The organism is Methylobacterium sp. XJLW (assembly GCF_003254375.1).
GTDB lineage: Bacteria > Pseudomonadota > Alphaproteobacteria > Rhizobiales > Beijerinckiaceae > Methylobacterium > Methylobacterium fujisawaense.
Genome location: NZ_CP016429.1, coordinates 2,246,347 through 2,263,546, shown reverse-complemented (window position 1 = coordinate 2,263,546; position 17,200 = coordinate 2,246,347). Strand labels below are relative to the sequence as shown.

The 17,200-nt window shown below is 70.9% G+C and carries 16 protein-coding genes; 5 read left to right on the top strand and 11 right to left on the bottom strand.

The features are described from left to right. Nucleotide 1: 1 nt before the first annotated feature. Nucleotides 2-1,240: an SfnB family sulfur acquisition oxidoreductase gene (locus tag A3862_RS10425; RefSeq protein WP_043759530.1), complete on the top strand. Its 1,239-nt coding sequence runs from the start codon at nt 2-4 to the stop codon at nt 1,238-1,240. After that, a complete protein-coding gene (locus A3862_RS10420) occupies nt 1,240-2,619 on the top strand; it encodes an LLM class flavin-dependent oxidoreductase (RefSeq protein ID WP_043759531.1) in 1,380 nt (459 codons plus the stop codon). Before A3862_RS10425 ends, A3862_RS10420 begins: the two co-directional genes overlap by 1 nt. On the opposite strand, the gene A3862_RS10415 is transcribed toward A3862_RS10420, so the two are convergent. Next, a complete protein-coding gene (locus A3862_RS10415; RefSeq protein ID WP_111473566.1) occupies nt 2,607-3,821 on the bottom strand; it encodes a transporter substrate-binding domain-containing protein in 1,215 nt (404 codons plus the stop codon). The two genes, A3862_RS10420 and A3862_RS10415, sit on opposite strands and share 13 nt — an antisense overlap. Nucleotide 3,822: 1 nt before the next feature. Then, nucleotides 3,823-4,845, bottom strand: a complete 1,023-nt coding sequence (locus tag A3862_RS10410) for a helix-turn-helix domain-containing protein (RefSeq protein WP_236961936.1) — start codon at nt 4,843-4,845, stop codon at nt 3,823-3,825. Nucleotides 4,846-5,257: 412 nt separating this feature from the next. On the opposite strand from A3862_RS10410, the gene A3862_RS32440 reads away from it, so the two are divergent. Further along, nucleotides 5,258-9,784: a S8 family serine peptidase gene (locus A3862_RS32440; protein WP_043759534.1), complete on the top strand. Its 4,527-nt coding sequence runs from the start codon at nt 5,258-5,260 to the stop codon at nt 9,782-9,784. A 46-nt stretch (nt 9,785-9,830) separates the two neighbouring features. After that, complete coding sequence (locus tag A3862_RS10400) at nt 9,831-10,028, top strand: hypothetical protein (protein ID WP_043759535.1); 198 nt, start codon at nt 9,831-9,833, stop codon at nt 10,026-10,028. Between the two features lie 191 nt (nt 10,029-10,219). Here the strand turns inward: A3862_RS10400 and A3862_RS10395 are convergent, their stop codons facing one another. The 3 genes from A3862_RS10395 to A3862_RS10385 form a co-directional block, all read right to left on the bottom strand. Then, a complete protein-coding gene (locus A3862_RS10395; RefSeq protein WP_043759537.1) occupies nt 10,220-10,585 on the bottom strand; it encodes a response regulator in 366 nt (121 codons plus the stop codon). Then, a complete protein-coding gene (locus A3862_RS10390; RefSeq protein ID WP_043348026.1) occupies nt 10,582-12,072 on the bottom strand; it encodes a sensor histidine kinase in 1,491 nt (496 codons plus the stop codon). Before A3862_RS10390 ends, A3862_RS10395 begins: the two co-directional genes overlap by 4 nt. A gap of 332 nt (nt 12,073-12,404) precedes the next feature. After that, nucleotides 12,405-12,974 carry a DUF3016 domain-containing protein gene (locus A3862_RS10385; RefSeq protein ID WP_111473565.1) on the bottom strand — a complete coding sequence of 190 codons (570 nt, stop codon included), beginning with the start codon at nt 12,972-12,974 and terminating at the stop codon, nt 12,405-12,407. A 206-nt stretch (nt 12,975-13,180) separates the two neighbouring features. On the opposite strand from A3862_RS10385, the gene A3862_RS32350 reads away from it, so the two are divergent. Next, complete coding sequence (locus tag A3862_RS32350) at nt 13,181-13,309, top strand: hypothetical protein (protein ID WP_257787387.1); 129 nt, start codon at nt 13,181-13,183, stop codon at nt 13,307-13,309. A 9-nt stretch (nt 13,310-13,318) separates the two neighbouring features. Here the strand turns inward: A3862_RS32350 and A3862_RS10380 are convergent, their stop codons facing one another. The 6 genes from A3862_RS10380 to A3862_RS10350 all read right to left on the bottom strand — a co-directional run bounded on the left by A3862_RS10380 (nt 13,319) and on the right by A3862_RS10350 (nt 16,850). Then, nucleotides 13,319-13,597: a hypothetical protein gene (locus A3862_RS10380; protein WP_043348032.1), complete on the bottom strand. Its 279-nt coding sequence runs from the start codon at nt 13,595-13,597 to the stop codon at nt 13,319-13,321. Nucleotides 13,598-13,626: 29 nt separating this feature from the next. Further along, nucleotides 13,627-13,968: a DUF6894 family protein gene (locus tag A3862_RS10375; protein WP_236961934.1), complete on the bottom strand. Its 342-nt coding sequence runs from the start codon at nt 13,966-13,968 to the stop codon at nt 13,627-13,629. A gap of 305 nt (nt 13,969-14,273) precedes the next feature. Next, complete coding sequence (locus A3862_RS10365) at nt 14,274-14,732, bottom strand: MucR family transcriptional regulator (RefSeq protein WP_043348035.1); 459 nt, start codon at nt 14,730-14,732, stop codon at nt 14,274-14,276. A gap of 631 nt (nt 14,733-15,363) precedes the next feature. Then, a complete protein-coding gene (locus tag A3862_RS10355; RefSeq protein WP_043759541.1) occupies nt 15,364-15,969 on the bottom strand; it encodes a PAS domain-containing protein in 606 nt (201 codons plus the stop codon). Between the two features lie 132 nt (nt 15,970-16,101). Beyond that, nucleotides 16,102-16,251, bottom strand: a complete 150-nt coding sequence (locus A3862_RS31495) for a hypothetical protein (protein ID WP_164706361.1) — start codon at nt 16,249-16,251, stop codon at nt 16,102-16,104. Nucleotides 16,252-16,355: 104 nt separating this feature from the next. Continuing rightward, nucleotides 16,356-16,850, bottom strand: a complete 495-nt coding sequence (locus A3862_RS10350) for a GAF domain-containing protein (RefSeq protein WP_164706360.1) — start codon at nt 16,848-16,850, stop codon at nt 16,356-16,358. Nucleotides 16,851-17,200 lie beyond the last annotated feature (350 nt).

Genomic DNA, 17,200 nt, shown 5'->3' with positions numbered 1-17,200 from the left:
CATGCCGCTCCAGCCCCACGAGACCGCTTTCACGCAGGCGCCCGCACCGCCGCGCCCAGTGCCGGTGATCGCCGACGCCGCGGCGGCGCTGGCCATCGCCGACACGCTGGCGGCCGCGTTCGCGGAGGCCGCGGTCGCGCGCGATCTCGAGCGGCGCCTGCCGGTCGCCGAGGTCGAGCGCTTCAGCGAATCCGGCCTCTGGGCGATCACGGTGCCGAAGGCCTATGGCGGCCCCGGCCTCGACAGCGCCACGGTCGCGCAGGTGATCGCCCGGATCGCCGCGGCGGACGGGTCCCTCGGCCAGATCCCGCAGAACCATTTCTACGCCCTGGAGGTGCTCCGCAACGGCGGAACCGAGGCCCAAAAGCGCGACCTCTACGGCCGCGTCCTGGCGGGCGAGCGATTCGGCAATGCGCTGGCCGAGATCGGCGCGCGGGACCACACCCGCCGCACCCGGCTCGTGCGCGATCCGGCCGGCTGGTTCGTCGAGGGCCGCAAGTATTACTGCACCGGCTCGCTCTATGCCCACCGCATCCCGACGCTGGTCGAGGCCGAGGAGGCGGGCCGCACGGCCACCTACCTGGTCTTCATCCCCCGGGACGCGCCGGGCGTGACCCTGGTGGACGATTGGGACGGGTTCGGCCAGCGGGTCACCGGCTCGGGCTCGGTCCTGTTCGAGCGGGTCGCCGTGGAGCCCCGCTGGGTGGTGCCGTTCCAGGCCTCGCTGGAGCGGCCCACCGCCATCGGCCCCTTCGCGCAGATCCTGCACGCCGGGATCGATCTCGGCATCGGCGAAGGCGCCTTCGCGGCGACGCTGCCCTTCGTGCGGGACCGCGCCCGGCCCTGGATCGATTCCGGCGTCACCCGGGCGGGCGAGGATCCCCTGACCCTCCACGCGCTGGGCGACGTCCAGGTCCGCCTCGCGGCGGCCGACGCCCTGCTGACGCGGGCCGGCCGCTTCGTGGACGCCGCGCAGGACGCCCCCGATGCGGACAACGTCGCGGCGGCCTCCGTGGCGGTGGCGGAGGCCCGGGCGGCGAGCCACCGGGCCGGGCTGCTGGCGTCCAACAGGCTCCTCGAACTCGGCGGCACCTCCGCCACCGACCGGGCCGAGGCCCTGGACCGCTACTGGCGCAACGTCCGCACCCACACCCTGCACGATCCGGTGCGCTGGAAGTACCACTGGATCGGCGCCTACCACCTCGACGGCCGGCTGCCGCCCCGGCACGGAGCGCTCTGATGGCCGCCCAGAAGAAGCAGATCTTGTTGAACGCCTTCAACATGGCCTGCGTGGGCCACATCAATCACGGGCTCTGGACGCACCCGCGCGACCGCTCGTCGGCCTACAACACGCTGGGCTACTGGACCGACCAGGCGAAGCTCCTGGAGCGCGGCCTGTTCGACGGCCTGTTCATCGCCGACATCATCGGCGTCTACGACGTCTACGGCGACGGCATCGACGTGACCGCCCGGGAGGCCGTGCAGCTCCCGGTCAACGACCCGACCGTGATGATCGCCGCCATGGCGGCGGTGACCGAACATCTCGGCTTCGGGGTGACGATCAACGTCCACCAGGAGGCGCCCTACACCTTCGCCCGGCGCCTCTCGACCCTCGACCACCTGACCGGCGGCCGGATCGGCTGGAACATCGTCACCGGCTACCTCGACAGCGCCCACCGCGCCCAGAGCGGCGGCACGTTGCCGGCACACGACCGGCGCTACGACTATGCCGACGAGTATCTGGAGGTTCTCTACCGGCTCTGGGAGGGCAGCTGGGACGACGCCGCCGTGCGCCGCGACCGGGCGGCCCGGGTGTTCAGCGATCCGGCCCATATCCGCAAGGTCGCCCACCGGGGCGAGTTCTTCGCGGTCGACGGCTACCACCTGTCCGAGCCGTCGCCCCAGCGCACGCCCGTCCTCTACCAGGCGGGCGCCTCGGGCCGCGGCCGCGCCTTCGCGGGCCGCCACGCCGAGTGCGTGTTCATCTCCGCCCGCGACACGGCCACCGCCCGCGAGTCCGTCCGCGCCATCCGGGCCGAGGCGGTCGCGGCCGGCCGCAATCCCGACGACGTGAAGGTCTTCGTCGGCCTCGCGGTGATCCCCGGCCGGACCCGGGCGGAGGCCGAGGCCAAGCGGGACGAATACCTGTCCTACGCGAGCCCGGAGGCGGGGCTCGCGCATTTCTCCGCCTCCACGGGGATCGACTTCGCCCGCTACGGCCTCGACGAGGCGATCCCCTACGCGCCGGGCAACGCCATCCAGTCGGCCACGGCGGCGGCGGCCAAGCGCGGGCTGACGAAGCGCGACCTCCTGGCCGAATTGCAGCTCGGCGGCCGCTACCCGGTGCTCACCGGCGACGCGGTCGCCATCGCCGACGAGCTCCAGGCCTGGATCGAGGAGGGCGAGGTCGACGGCTTCAACCTCAGCCGGATCGTCGTGCCGGAGAGCTTTTCCGACTTCATCGACCTCGTGATCCCGGAACTGCAGGATCGCGGCCTCTACAAGACCGCCTATGCCGAGGGCTCACTCCGGGCGAAGCTCTTCGGCCAGGGGGACCGGCTGCCCGCGCGCCACCCGGCCGAGGCCCACCGCCACCGCGGCGCGCCTCAGCGATCCTGAGCCTCGCCGCTCTCGGAGCCGAACCAGCGGCTGTAGATCTCGTCGTAGCGGCCATCCTCCCTGAGGCCGAGGAGGGCTTGGTTGACGCGCTTGCGCCGGGGGTCGTTCGCCGCGAACAGGATGCCGTAGGCCTGCCGGTTGAAGGCCGGCCCGATCAGGCGCAGCGGCGCGTGGCCGGGCTGCGTCGCGTAGTAGCTCAGGGCGGGGGCATCGTAGACCACCGCGGCGACCGTGCCGGCCTGCAGGGCCGCGCAGGCCTCCTCCAGGCTCGCGAACCCCACCGGCGTGGCGAAGTGGTCCGCCAGATAGGCGACCGACGTGGTGTGGGCGACCGTGCCCACCCGCTTGCCCGGCAGATCCTGCGGGCCGTTGATCGCGCCGCGCAGGCGCTCCACCGTCGCCGTGCTGGTCAGGCCGGCGGTGAACCACGCCACCAGGGCGATGCAGGTGAACAGCCAGACCACCGTGATGGCCCGCGCGAGGGGGCTGCGCGGCATCTCCTCCGCCTGCGCGGCGAGGCTGCTCAGCGCCCACCAGAGGACATGGGCGAAGCCGTGCGCCGGCCGCGCCCGCGCCGCCATGCCGCCGGGATGGCGGCGTTCGAGCCACCAGATCAGCGCCGCCACCGCGAGGATGAGGGCGGCGAGCCCCAGGAGGACCTGCAGGAAGGTGGCGTCGCTCAGGAGCGCCCGGAGGGCCCGGCCGGTGGCCGAGCCGGTCGCGTCCGGCGCCGCCGGGACGGCGATGCGCAGGCCGGTCTCCAGCATCGTGACCGAGAAGTCGAACCGCCGCTCGCGCTCCGCGGTGATCGACACCGCCGCGATGGCGAGGTCCGCGCGCCCGTCCGAGACCGCCCCGAACAGCGCCGGCAGGTCGTCGACGCGGACGAAGGCGGTCCGGACGCCCAGCTCCCGGGCGATGGCGTTCCAGAGATCGATGCTGAACCCGCGCAGCCGGCCCTCCGCCTCCATGACCAGGGGCGGCACCGGATGCGTCGCGACCCGCCACGTCTCGGGATCGTTCGTGCGGAGCGCGAGGGGCGGCCCCTCCGACACGCCCTCGGATGCCGTCCGAGCCGTGTCCCGGGTCTCGGCGCGCAAAGGGTCCGCGGCCACCGGCACGGCGGCCGCGAGGCAGAGGCAGAACGCCACGACGCCCGCAGGCGCGACGGCGCGCCGTCGACCGGTGGACGGGCGCGGCATGTCAGAGGCTCTCGATCCAGTTGCGCAGGACGGCCCCGGGCGCGGGGTCGGGGTGGGCGTCCAGGCGCTGGGACGCATCGCTGGGGATGAAGCCGAACCGGCGCTTGAACGCCCGCCGGAAGGTCCGCTCGTCCGAGAAGCCGACCGCGAAGGCGACCTGCGAGATGCGCAGGGGCTTGGACGCATCGTCGCGCACGAGCATCCGCATCGCCGCCATCAGGCGCCGGTCGCGGATATACGCCACGATGCCGTTGGGGGCGAACAGGCGGTACAGGGTCGAGCGCGACAGGCCGAGCCGCGCCGCGACCAGGGCGGGCGTCAGCTTCGGGTTGCCGAGTTCCGCCTCGACGAGGCGGCGGACGCGGATCCGGACGTCCTGGTTCTGGGACGGGCGCCCCTCCTCCTGGCCGCGCAGCCAGCTGGCGCAGAGCTGGGTGATCGCCGTCGAGGCCGCCAGGGCCTCGCGCCGGTCGAGGAGGTCGCCGCAGGCGACGACGTTGGCGACGAAATTGTGGACCAGCCGCCCGAACGGGTCGCCGTCATGGTCGAGGGGGCGGCCGTGGAGGGCGTCCGGGTGGCAGCCCTGCTTCTCCAGAAGCGCGCGGGGGATCACGACGTTGGTGGCGTCGACCGCGCCCGCGACGATGCGCACGGGCTGGGCGAGATCGAAGACGATGCACTGGACCTCGTTCACCGGGCCGGTGCCGTGATCGGTCTCCACGCGGCTCTGCCCCCGGCGGTAGAACTGCAGCAGGATGTGATCGAGGCCCTGCTGGCCGATCATCTCCCGCGTCCGCACGAGGGTGTGCGCCGGCGCCACCACGTCGCCGACCAGCAGGTCGCCGAGATGGTAGCTGCGCATCGCGATCGGGATGGTGAGATCGGTCTCCGGGCGGAAGCTCACGTCGAAGATGGGCGCGAGATGGTCCTGCCAGGCCCGGCCGAGCGCCTCCGGATCACCGGGCGGCTCGAACCGCAGGCAGGCGACCTCGCCGCCCGGAGCGGCGCCGCCGGCTGGTGCCACGTCCGGGTCCCGGTTTCTCTCCTCGGAAGACATACGTGGAGCCTGACACCTGCTGTTAGCGCGACCGATGAAGAACGAGGGCCTGCCCCAAGGTGACGCGTGGCAACGCGGTCGGGTCGTCCCGCACGTTAGCCGCGTCCATCCGGACAGTCCTCCTATCTCCCGCCGACCCGAGCAGCTGTACACTGTCGTTTGTCGCTGCGGCGTGCGATTCGACGCAGGTGTGGCCCGACCGGGCCGCAGCGGGCCCAGCATCGGAGGATTCTGACCTGCGCGCCGGTGGGATGGTTCCTTCCGTCTCAGAAAGGGGGATCCCCGTTTCAGAATGTTGCGCGCGGCGCAGAGTGTGGCTGCAATGTGATAGTTCGTTAAAGCCGCATTTTCTAACCCCCGCGCAAAGTCTGTGACAGGCATGACGGGGGTCAGTCCGATGGTCCAACAGTATAGCGACGTCGAGCATGCGACCGGATCCTGTGATCCGAGCAGGAGCACGGGCGCCGGAACGCGACGGTGCGGCCCCGTCCGGATGGGATTGCTGGTCGGCAGCTCGCTCGCCACGCTCGCGCTGGCTCTGGGACCTGTGGCGGCGCAGACCGTGCCGGCGCGCTCGCCCTCGACTTTCGGACTGACAGCGGCTGATTTCTCGAACTGGTCGGCTTACCAAGGTGATTGGGGGCTCGCCGCGATCAATGCCGCGACGGCTTACGCGCATGGCTATACGGGGCTCGGCGTCTCGGTGGCAGTTGTCGATAGCGGCATCGACCCCAATCACCCGAAATTTGCTGGGCGGATATCGTCTGCCTCTCGGAACTTTTGGCTCACCGATCCCCCTGGAGCGATCCGCAGCACTCTTCTCGTTGACCTCAACAGTCATGGGACGCACGTTTCAGGAACGATCGGGGCATCTGCAGCCGGCGGCGAGATGATGGGCGTCGCTTTTGAAAGCACGCTGCTCTCACTGAATGCGATCATGGGCCCGGCCGAGGCCAATTTTATCAAGCAGAGATTGGGCCTCAACGAAATCTCGACCGATGCCAATGCCGCGGTTGATTTCGCGGCAGCCAATGGGGCGCGAGTTCTCAATGGCAGCTATGGCCCCTCCTTGCCGACCAAGCTCATTCTCGATGATAACGGCAATGTAATATCTAATCCTTATTACGTTCAGCTGAAAATACAATCATACGAATACGGTGACGCACTGGCGGAGTACAGCGCCCTCAAACGTGCCGCAGACAAAGGTATGCTGCTAGTCTTTGCGGCTGGCAATGAGCGTGAAGATCAGGAAAAAGTCGCCGTCAATCCGACCGGCGTTGCGTTCTATCCTTTCATACGTCCAAGTAACGCAAACAGCGGCGTCTATCAGCTCAATGATGGTCAAAATCGGCCGATCGATCAGTCGAAGGTCGATTTTTCAGACTTGTCAGGCTACATCGTTTCAGTCGTCGCAACTGACAAAAACAATCAAATCGGATCTTTCAGCAATCTATGCGGCGTGACAGCAGCTTGGTGTATAGCCGCGCCCGGCGTGGGTATCTACTCGACCGTTCCAGGCGGCGGATACGGGTTAAAAAATGGTACATCGATGGCAGCGCCGCATGTCTCCGGTGCCGCAGCCGTGCTGATGCAGGCGTTCCCGTTCCTGACGGCGCCGCAGATCGCCCAGACGATGTTCACCACCGCCACCCACCTCGGCGACGGACCGGCCAACGCCCCGAACGCCACCTTCGGCTGGGGCCTGCTCAACCTCGGCAAGGCGATCGACGGTCCGGGCCAGTTCACCTCGACCTGGACGGTCAACACCACCTATAACGGCCAAGCCTATTACGGCCGCTTCGCCAACGACATCTCGGGCGTCGGCGGCCTGATCAAGACCGGGCTCGGCACCCTCGAACTCGCCGGCACCAACAGCTATGCCGGCGGCACCGCCGTCTACGGCGGCACCCTCGCCGTCTCCCGCGACGCCAACCTCGGCGCCGCCGGCACCGGCCTGACCCTCGGCGGTGGCACCCTCGAGGTCCTGGCCGACGGATTCGCCACCGCCCGCCCGCTCACCCTCTCCGGCCCCGGCACCCTGCAGATCGACGGCGGCACGTCCACCTTCGCGGGTCCGATCGCCGACGGCAGCCAGCCGGGCGTGCTCGTCAAGACCGGACCCGGCACCGCCGTCCTGTCGGCCGCCAACACCGTCACCGGCGGCGCCCTGGTCGGCGCCGGCACCCTGACCCTGACCGCCACCGGCAGCCTCGCCGCACCGGTCCGCGTCGGCCCCGCGGCGCGCATCCTCAATGCCGGCCTGGTCTCCGGCGGCGTCGGCAATCTCGGCGTCCTGGGCAACAGCGGCACCATCGCGGGCGGCCTCGCCAATGCCGGGCTGGCCCTCAACACCGGCACGATCACCGGCGGGGTGGCCAACACCGGCAGCCTGGCCAACAGCGGCGCCCTCGCGGGCGGGCTGACCAACACCGGCACAGCCCTCAACACCGGCGCCATCGCGGGCGGCGTGGCCAACACCGGCAGCCTCGCCAGCAGCGGCACCATCGCGGGCGGCCTGACCAACACCGGTACAGCCCTGAACACCGGCGCCATCGCGGGCGGCCTGATCAACACCGGCACCGTGCTGGCCAGCGCCGGCCGCATCGACGGCGCCATCGCCAACAACGCCGGGCTGCTCGCCGTCTCCGGCAACGTCGCCAGCGACGGCACCCTCGCCAACGCCGCCGGCGCGACCCTCGCCGTCACCGCAGGCGGCCGCTACAGCCTCGCCGGGCCACTCGCCAATGCCGGCATCGTCGTCCTCGCCCAGACCGCCAGCCTCACCGCGCCGGCCGGCTTCGGCAATGCCGGCCTCGTCGCCAGCGACGGCACCCTCACCACCGACCTGACCAACACCGGCCTCGCCCGCCTGTCCGGGCAGCTCAACGGCGCGCTGACCAACACCGGGCTGATCCAGGTCACCGGGCCGCTGGCCGGCCTCACCACCCTGACCAATGCCGGCGCCCTCGACCTCGGCGGCGGCGCCCTCACGGTGGCGAGCCTGTCCGGCACCGCCTCCGCCGTCCTGGGCAACGGCGCCCTCACGGTCGCCGGCCCGGCCTCCACCACCTATGCCGGCGCCATCCTGGAGACCGCCAGCCCCACCAGCCTGACCCAGGCCGGCACGGGCACGCTCACGCTCACCGGCACCGGCCGCTTCTCGGGCCCGACCACGATCCAGGCCGGCACGCTCGCGCTCAACGGCCTCTGGGCCTCGCCCGTGACGGTGGCCGCCGCCGGCACCCTGCGCGGCATCGGCACGATCGCCGCCCCGGTCACGGTGGCCGGCGCCCTGCGGCCGGGCAACTCCCCCGGCACCCTCACGGTGCTCGGCCCGGTGGCCTTCGCCCCCGGCAGCCGTCTCGGCCTCGACATCGACGGACCCGGCACCGGCACGGGTGCCGGCAGCTACGCCCGGCTCCTGGCGCTGGGGGCCACCGGCACGGTGTCGGCGGGGGGCACCCTCGTGCCGGAGCTGCGCGGCCTCACCGGCAACGCCACCAACGCCTTCACCCCGGCCCTCGGCCAGCGCTTCGGCGTCCTCACCGCTCAAGGGGGGCTGTCGGGCTCGTTCACCGGCCTCGCCCAGCCGACGACGGGGCTTCCGGCCGGCACGCGCTTCGACGCCCTTTACGCCGCCACCGGCCTCGACCTCGTGGTCACGCCGGCGGCCTACGGCAACCTCGCCGGGCTGGGCCTCTCCCAGACCGGCAACGCCCAGGCCGTGGGCGCGGCGCTGGACGTCGCCCGCCCGGCCGCCGGCACCCGGCCGGACGCGGCCCGGGCGCGGGTCTACGATCCGCTCTACGCGGCCAGCCCGGCCACCCTGCCGGGCGGCCTGGCCAGCCTGTCGGGCCAGAGCTACGGCGACGCGGTGATGACCGATCTCTCCGCGCGCCGGCTGATCGCCGACGCGATCGACCGGCACCAGCGCGGGCTGGGCGGCGGGACGGCGGCGTTCGGCGCGGGCGATCCGGGCCTGGGCCCGAACCGCACGGCGCTGCAGGTGCGCGGCGCCGCCGGGGTGCCGGACCAGCCGCTGGCGGTGGGCGAGGGCCGGGTCTGGGCGGACGCGCTGTACGGGTTCGGCGACCGGGCCGGCGATCGGGCGGCCTCGGGCGCCGGTTACGGCGCGGGCGGCCTGCTCGTGGGCGTCGACCGGCAGGTCGGGGCGGAGACGCAGGTGGGCGGGGCGTTCAGCTACCTGCGCGAGACCGGCACGTCGCGGGGGGCGGGGCTCGGCCGGTTCACCACGGACAGCTACGGCGGCAGCCTGTACGCGCAGACGCGTCTGGGGCCGGTGGTGCTGCGCGGGACGGCGGGGGTGTCGTACGCTGACGGGCGGATCGACCGGACGGTGGCCCTGGGCACGGCAGTGTCGCAGGCGAGCGGTCTGGCCTCGGGCTGGAACGGCGGGGTGGCGGGCTTTGCCGGGTACGCGCTGGCCGTGGATCTGCCGGTCGAGGTCGTGCCGGAGGTGGGGTTCAGCTACGATCGCCTGACGCGCGGCCGGGTGGCCGAGCGGGGCGGCCTGGTGGGCCAGGGGTTCGGGGGCCAAGGGTTGGGCGGCCAGGGATTCGCGGTGGCCGATCTCGACGCGGCGCGCAGCCTCGTGGGCGGCCGCGTGGCGAGCGTCGCCTTCGCGGGCGTGCCGGACCTCCGGCTGGAGGGTCGGGCCTATTGGGCGCACGAGCTCGCCGACACTTACGCGGTGGTCCGCTCCGGCCTGTTCGGGGCGCAGTTTGCCGCCCGCACCAGCGCCCTCGGCCGGAACGGGGCGGTCCTGGGGGTGAGCCTGACCGGGCCGGTGGCGGACGGCGTGCGGTTGACCCTGGGCTACACCGGTGACGTGCGTCCGGGCGCCACCGCCCAGGTCTTCGCCGCAGGCCTCCAGGCCGCATGGTGAGGCACGCCGACCGCACGCAGGCCGGCGCCGTACTCCGGAGGGAGGCATGCAGGACCGCAGAGAATCGGGCGATCCGTCGATCGAGGCCGAGCCGGCATCGCGCCGGCCCGGCCGGTTGCGGCGGCTGGTCGATCTGCTCGAAGGGATCGAGCTGCTGGTCCAGGCGGTTCGGCTGCTCGGATGGCTCCTGAGAGGATTGTGGCTGGCCGCCGGGGCCCTCGTGCGCGCCTTCGGGGATCGATGAGCCGCACGGCAGCCCCACCATCCCCTGCCGATGCATGGCCGCTCCGTCCGAAGCCCGTCTCGTGTCGGTCTGGACAGTAACGGCGCTCCGATGCAGAGCGGCGCGCAGGCGGAGATGTTTCACGGGAAACACCCGCCCGATTGGCCGAAGCCCCGACAACCGGGTCCGGCGCGGGCGCGGGACCCGGTGCTTCAGCCGAAGAGCGCGCGCGCCACGATCTGCGGGTCGAGAGGTTTCTGGCAGAGGGCCACGGCTCCGTGGAGGGACGGCACCGCGACCGGATCGTAGCCGGTCGCGAACAGGAACGGCACACCCCGCGCGTACAGCGCGTCGGCGACGGGATAGACGAGCTCGTCCTGCAGGTTGATGTCGAGCACCGCGGCGTCGATCGCGGCCGTGCGGGCGATCAGCGCCAGCGCCTCGCCGACACTGGGCACCGGTCCTAGCACCTGGGCACCGCTCGCCTCGAAGCCGGATTTGAGATCGATGGCGATGAAGTAGTCATCCTCGACCAGCAGGACCCGCCTGCCGGCCAGCGGGCGTGGAGTCGGGGTCATGCGGGGCTGCCTGCGGCTTCTCCGTCGGGGAGGGGAATGTTGATCGCGCAATAGAGCGCGGTGTCGCCGAGTTCGTAGCTGGTGGTCGCCTTGAGGGCATAGGGGAGGGCGTGCTCGATCAGTTCCCGCCCGTATCCGCCCCGCGGCGGCGCGTCCGCCGAATCCGGTCGACGGACGAGACCGTCCTCCACCCATTCCACCAGCAGCCGGCCGCCGCCATCGTCCGCCCGGTAGGTCCGCCACGTCACCGTCAGGCGCCCCTCCTCGCTGGTGAGCGCGCCGTATTTCAGCGCGTTGGTGGCGAGCTCGTGCAGGGCCAGCGCGAAGGTCTGCACCGTCGCCTTGCGCAGCCGCACCACGGGGCCGTGGAGCCGGATGCGCCCCTGCATGGCCGGAGCGTCGAGGGCGGCGAGTTCCGTCTCGATCAGGGCGCGGAGCGTGATCGGCTCCTGATCCGAGCGGGAGAGGAGGCCCTGGACCCGGGAGAGGGCGGACAGGCGGTCGTTGAAGCGCTCCCGGAACGTCTCGCCGGGCCCGGTCTGAGCCATCGTCTGCTGGGCGATGGAGCGCACGACGCCGAGCAGGTTCCGGGTCCGGTGCTGCAGCTCGGCGACCATGACCTGTTGCCGCTCCTGAAACTGGCGCAGATCGTCGATGTCGGTCGAGGTTCCGAGCCACTCGACGATCCGGCCCTGCGCGTCGCGGACCGGGGCGGCCCGGGTCTGGAACCAACAGAAGCGCTGCTCGGCCGCGTTGCGGAGCCGGTGCTCGAAGGAGAGGTGGCCGCTCACCGGAGCCTCGCGCCAAGCGGTCTCGGCCGCCGCGTAATCGTCCGCATGGACCGCGTCCAGCCAGCCCCAGCCCCGGCTCGTCGCCTCGGTCTGACCCGTATAGGCGTGCCATTGCGGGCTGGACCAGATGCAGGCACCGTCGATCGCGGCGCGCCAGACGAGCTGCGGGATGCCCTGGGCGAGGGTGCGGAACAGCTCCTCGCTCTCCCGCAGGCGGCGCTCGGCCAACACCCGCTCGGTGCTTTCGACCACGATGGCGATGACCCCGGCGGGCCGACCATCCGCGCCGAAGACCGGCGAGTAGTCGAGGTTCATCCAGACCGGCTCGGGCTGGCCGTAGCGGTGCAGGGTCAGTTCCTGGTCCTTGTAGGAGAGCGTCCCGCCAGCCAGTCCGACACGCATCACATTGTCGTTGAAATCGACGATCTCGGGCCAGCCCTCGCGCACCTTGGAGCCGAGCAGCTTGGGATGGCGCGCCCCCGCGAAGACGGAATAGGCATCGTTGTAGATCATGATGCCGTCCTCGCCCCACAGCAGCACGATCGGCACCGGCGATTGCAGCAGGGTGCTGACCGTGAAGATCAGGCTCTGGGGCCAATCCGCCAGGGGCCCCAGCGGCGTCTGCGTCCAATCATAGGTCCGGACCAGGTCCGCGAGTTCGCTGCAGCCGGCCGAGAAGATGCAGGCCTCGCTCATGCGGCGACCGACTGAAGAGGCTCGAGCCCGGGCGAGCGCCGCGGGACTGGAGCGGGGATCGTTCCGCGACCGGCCCGGGGGCGGCCCGTCGTGCAGATCACGACCAAGTACTACACAGCCCCGGGGCTTGATAGGGGCGCCCTCATCGTCGAAGCGGCCATCGGCTCCGGGTCTTGCGACCATCCGACGGGTCCGGAAAGCCGGATGTCGCGACATCGCATCGGTCTTCATGCCACCACGCCACAGCGCGCTCCACGAGCGCCACGGCGGATGTCCGCGGCCCTGTCGGATCCGATAGGACGAATGCAGGGACGAACCGCCGGTGACGTGCCCTAGTGGCGGCCCGCCGGCTCCGGAAAGCGCCGGGCAAACCAGTCGCGCAGGAGCTGGCGCTCGTAATACAGGCTGCCGGTGGAGAAGCGCGGGTTGGACGTCAGCAGGAAGTTGATATCCGTCACCGTGTCCTCGCCCTGCGCGACGATTCGGCCGCCGCGGTGCAGGACATAGGCGAGGCGGATCCGTGGCGGCGTCGCATCCGTCACGACCCGCAGGCCCGTCGGCGTCGCGAAGCCGGGGCGCTCGAAGCCGGCGAGATCGACATCGAGGACGATGATGTCGAGGCGCTCATCCGGGCGGAGCCGCGCCGTGCCGAGATCCCGGAAGATCCGGGTCAGCTCGGCGAGGGTGACCCGGAGCGGCTGCCCGGAGCCGAACCGGTTCTCGGCATCGGTGAACCGATCCGGATCGGCATAGCGCACATGGACCTGTGCCTGGACGATCGGAGCCTCTGCGACCTGAGCCTGGACGACCTGAGCCTGGACTTGAGCGGCGGCTGGTCCGGCCAGAGGCAGCAGAACCAAGATCGCGAACCCGGCCCAGCCGCCGGCGAGACGCCTGCACATGTCGAACTCCTCCCCGAACCGCTTCCCGACGGCGCGGCGTGGGCCTGCGGGGTGGGACCACCCGAGCGGAGCCACAGAGCCCACGCTCATCCCCGACGGCCGGCTGCGACCGAATGGCCCTGACCCGTTCATAGTCTCGCCGTGTTCCGGGCGCCTCGTACCACTCCCGGCCCGAGGGGCGAGCCGGTCATGGGAGTCCGACGCGCATGATGAACTCTGTTCTGGCGCTTCTTACCGTCGTGGCGGTTTTGGTGGTCACGGCGCTGATCAAGCTGCCGCTGCTGCCGTTCCGCCTCCTGGGCCGTCTCCTGCGCAGCCGCCCGGCGACCGCCTGATCGAGCCGCTCAGGTGGCCGTGTCGATGCAGAATTCCATCCCGCGACCCGGCCCCTGATCGGAATAATCGACGAGCGCCAGTCCGCGCTCGGCCAGGGTCGCCTCCACGGTGTCCCGCTCCTTGCGCACCATCTGGCCGACCGCCAGAGGGGTCAGCCGCGGACTCGCGCGCCGCACCTGATCGACCCCGATGCTCGCCGGCAGGCCCGCACCTTCGGCGATACGGGCCAGGGCGAGCCCCAGATCCCGCGCCTTGGTCTCCGCGGCGGATTTCGGCTTGTAGGCCATCTGCTTCTCCTTCTCGGCGGCCGCCCGCATCAGGCGGCCCGCGTGTCGACGTTCACGTCGGGAAAGGCCCGGATCCAGACGCGCCGCCCCTTGGCGTCGTAGACCTCGACCTGCCAGCCCGACCAATCGAACCGCTCCACGACCCGCTCCATCAGAGCGAGGGCGACGCGCTCGGCATGGGCCCGCATCGGCGCCCCGTCGGGCAACCGGCTGCCGCACAGGTCGGTCACCAGCTCGTGGCCGTCCGTACAGTGGAAACGGTACAGCCGCGTCGGCCTTGAGGCTCTCTCGATCAATCCACAGGGCTCCACCGCGATCCGAGACAGGACGCGTCGGCGGTTGAAACTGCCGATCCGAGGCGCTCTGTTCATGATCTGTTCTATACAGATTCGAAGCGCGATGCACCCTGGTCCCGAGACGAGACCTGCGGAGATTCGTCTCAGGGAGGCCGAGACGATCGCCTTTGCCGATCACCGGGCGGCGAAGGGCGATGGCACAGCGCCTCGACCGGCAAGACGGCTGATCGCCTGGGATTATGCCGTGGCCGGACGGAGGCGAACGATATCCCCGCGGCTGCCCCCGGCCGGTCCGTCGCCGTGACGGACGATTGACGATCCCGGCTCCGTCGGGGGGAACGGGACGCGGCGCCGTCCGGCGGCGTCACGCCCGCGGGGGATCAGCGCTTCGCGCCGCCGCGACGGGCCATGGCGCCGGGCTGGCCCAGGCCGATCGCCTTGGCGAGGGCGGAGCGCTGCTCGGCATAGCCCGGGGCGACCATCGGGTAGTCGGCCGGAAGGCCGTAGCGGTCCCGGTAGCTGCGCGGATCGAGGCCGTGGCTGGCCAAGTGGCGCTTCAGCGTCTTGTAGGTCTTGCCGTCGATGAAGCTGACGATCCCGTCCTGCCGGACCGACTTGCGGACCTGGGCCGCGCCCGGCTTCTCGATCTCGGCCTGGGGCGCCGCCCCGGATTCCGGCGTCAGGGTCCCGGCGACGAGCCCGCTGACCGCGCCATGCACCCGCGCGATCAGGGCCGGCAACTCCGAGGCCGGAACCGGATTGTTCGACACGTAGGCCGCAACAAGCTCGGCCGTTATAACGGCCAAGGTGTTGGAGGCTTCATCGAAGGTCTCGTTCATGTGCAGATTTCCAAATAGCGGTTTACGTTCAGATCGTTTGGGCTCAACAAGGGTTTAAACAAGGTAAAAATCGAACGAAGACTCATCGAATAGATTCCGATTTTCTCGTGCCCTACGGCCTCCGAGAGGCGATGGCGCCGCGTCGGTCACCGGGATCGCGTGACGACCCGTCTCGTGCCACCGAAGATCGTCCGGGATCATGGACACCCGGGTGGCGGCCAGATTCGGCACCCGTGCGGCGCAGCCGCCCGCTTGCCGGAACCGGCAATGGCATCGCGAACAGGCGCGTCTCCGACGCGACGGTCGGCGGTGGCCCCGGACCGTGCCGGCGATCACCGTCAGGCGCCCCAGGTTGGCATGCCGCGCAGCGGCTCGGGCGGCCGGGTGTCCTGGCCGCCGCTTTCGGGAGCTTCGTCGGGCCCGGGATCCGCAGGGCCGCTGACGCGGGACCGCTGCCGAGAGCCGCAGGATCGGACGCTTTCGCCGGGCCGGCCGAACGGTCCGGCGCACGCGTTCCGAACGCTTCGCGGGCGGCCTCGAGATCCTGTGCCTTGCGTTCCTCCCGGCCAGCCCGGCGGATCCTCCCGGAGGATCGCGTGGGCGGTCCGGTCGGAGTTCACCCGGATCCCGCTCAGCGTCGACCCATCGTCCGGGCCAGGGCGCGGCCGAGGCTCATCAACAATCCGTCGGCCGCGAGGCGGAGTTCCGACGCCGCATCCTCGCCGAGCGTCTGCCTCAGCGCGATGGCCAGATCGGCCGCACGGCTCAAGGGGTCGTCCGGCGCCGCCGCGCTGGTGAAGATGTAGCGGTCGCCGCTTTCCCGGAGTTCCGTGATGTCGATGATGATGCCACGCGCCCGGACCGGCCGCCCCGCGGAATCCGGGACGGTCCGTCCGCGGCTGATCAGCCAGTGCTCGGCTCCGCCCTGCACGACGCGGTACTCGGCCAGCACCAGACCACCCGACCGCACGGCCCGCTGGACCTGGTCCAGCAGCCACGGATGGTCGTCCGGATGGACGGCGGCCAGCGCGTCGGCGCCGCTGATCTCCGTACCGGCGAGGGCCGGATCGCCGGTGAGCAACCGGGCCGCCCCGGCATCATAGACTATGGTGCCGCGGCGGATGTCCCAATCCCAGGCGCCGACCACGCCGGATGCATCGAGGGCGGCCTGCAACCGGTCGAACGGCGTATTGAATCCGTCGGTCGCGTCGATCGGCGTCCTCGAAATCTCACTCATGACGCGAATCCCGGCCGCACAACCGGGATGATCTGGCATAGAAATGTGCCTCTTTGCCAGAATCTCGACGGAGATTTCATCAGCGGGTCCGGTCGATCAGGATCGGCACGCCGGGCGGCCCGTCATGCCGCATCATTTCCGCTGGGCGGTGGGGTTGGGTGTCGACGACGTATCCGGCGCGACGGCCGGATTGACGGGCGTGACCGTCGACCACGTGGCCGCGATCGCCACAATGGCGAGCAGCAGGGCGACGAAGATGCCGATGAGGGTGAGGCGCTTCATGAGGAGGGTCTGGGACTTCCGTGCAGGGCGATGAAGGCGGGGAACGGCCTGAGCGGCCGATCGATCCCGCCGGCCCGCAGGATCCGAACGGCCGGCACCGACCGTCACGGCCCGCTCGGACGGATCCGATCCAAGGCCGCCGCCGCGTGCCGGGCCAGACCCTCGAGCCGGCGAACGGTCCCGTCGTCGGGGATGACGGAGGCGCACCAATAGGCGCTGAGGGCGGCGATCGGCTCGGGGGAGCCGATCGGAACCACCACGAGACTGCGCATCGAGGTCAGTCGGTAGGCCGCGATCGGCACCCGGGGATCGCACTCGATGTCCGGCACGACGATGGTCGCGCCATCGAGCATGGCCCGTCCCGAAACGCAGTCGGTCAACGGAAACCGGCGGCCGCGCCACAACGGCTCGATGGCGTCCTCGGCGGCGTAGAATGAGGCGTCGCCCTCGCGCAGCACCACGGCAATCCCATCGGAGCCGGCGATCTCCCGGGCCGTCTCCCGCAGGATCGTCACGATGTCCTCGAGGAAGCGGGCGGTCGCCAGCCGGCACGAGGCCCGAACCAGACCGGCGTCGGAATCCAGGGGACGTTCAGCCATCTGGGACGCGTCGTGGAAGCAGGCCGATCGATCCATGAAGCGCCCTCCGCGACGTCGCCTCGGGGTCGCCTCGGGCGTCTTCTTCGGTTGAAGCCTCACTGCGCGCGACGGCGCGGACAACAACTTGGATCAAGCGTTTCGCCGAAGCGGTTCGGCGTGATCGGATCGCCCGCGCGTGGCGAGACGCGGAGAGATGAGCGGGCGACGCCCGACATATTGGTCATCGCGGCGGGGCGACGCGGCAGATGTCACGAAATAGTTCCCGATCCTTCGATCACGACGCCGAGATGATGTGCTCCAGCGCACCTTCCGGTCCACCGCCTCCGGACCCCCGCCGACGCTGTTGCAAC

Excerpts from the sequence above, each read along its gene's own strand:
- A3862_RS10425 (WP_043759530.1), top strand. The coding sequence starts at position 2 with ATGCCGCTCCAGCCCCACGAGACCGCTTTCACGCAGGCGCCCGCACCG.
- A3862_RS10420 (WP_043759531.1), top strand. The coding sequence starts at position 1,240 with ATGGCCGCCCAGAAGAAGCAGATCTTGTTGAACGCCTTCAACATGGCC.
- A3862_RS10415 (WP_111473566.1), bottom strand. The coding sequence starts at position 3,821 with ATGCCGCGCCCGTCCACCGGTCGACGGCGCGCCGTCGCGCCTGCGGGC.
- A3862_RS32440 (WP_043759534.1), top strand. The coding sequence starts at position 5,258 with ATGACGGGGGTCAGTCCGATGGTCCAACAGTATAGCGACGTCGAGCAT.
- A3862_RS10400 (WP_043759535.1), top strand. The coding sequence starts at position 9,831 with ATGCAGGACCGCAGAGAATCGGGCGATCCGTCGATCGAGGCCGAGCCG.
- A3862_RS10395 (WP_043759537.1), bottom strand. The coding sequence starts at position 10,585 with ATGACCCCGACTCCACGCCCGCTGGCCGGCAGGCGGGTCCTGCTGGTC.
- A3862_RS10390 (WP_043348026.1), bottom strand. The coding sequence starts at position 12,072 with ATGAGCGAGGCCTGCATCTTCTCGGCCGGCTGCAGCGAACTCGCGGAC.
- A3862_RS10385 (WP_111473565.1), bottom strand. The coding sequence starts at position 12,974 with ATGTGCAGGCGTCTCGCCGGCGGCTGGGCCGGGTTCGCGATCTTGGTT.
- A3862_RS32350 (WP_257787387.1), top strand. The coding sequence starts at position 13,181 with ATGATGAACTCTGTTCTGGCGCTTCTTACCGTCGTGGCGGTTTTGGTG.
- A3862_RS10380 (WP_043348032.1), bottom strand. The coding sequence starts at position 13,597 with ATGGCCTACAAGCCGAAATCCGCCGCGGAGACCAAGGCGCGGGATCTG.
- A3862_RS10375 (WP_236961934.1), bottom strand. The coding sequence starts at position 13,968 with ATGAACAGAGCGCCTCGGATCGGCAGTTTCAACCGCCGACGCGTCCTG.
- A3862_RS10365 (WP_043348035.1), bottom strand. The coding sequence starts at position 14,732 with ATGAACGAGACCTTCGATGAAGCCTCCAACACCTTGGCCGTTATAACG.
- A3862_RS10355 (WP_043759541.1), bottom strand. The coding sequence starts at position 15,969 with ATGAGTGAGATTTCGAGGACGCCGATCGACGCGACCGACGGATTCAAT.
- A3862_RS31495 (WP_164706361.1), bottom strand. The coding sequence starts at position 16,251 with ATGAAGCGCCTCACCCTCATCGGCATCTTCGTCGCCCTGCTGCTCGCC.
- A3862_RS10350 (WP_164706360.1), bottom strand. The coding sequence starts at position 16,850 with ATGGCTGAACGTCCCCTGGATTCCGACGCCGGTCTGGTTCGGGCCTCG.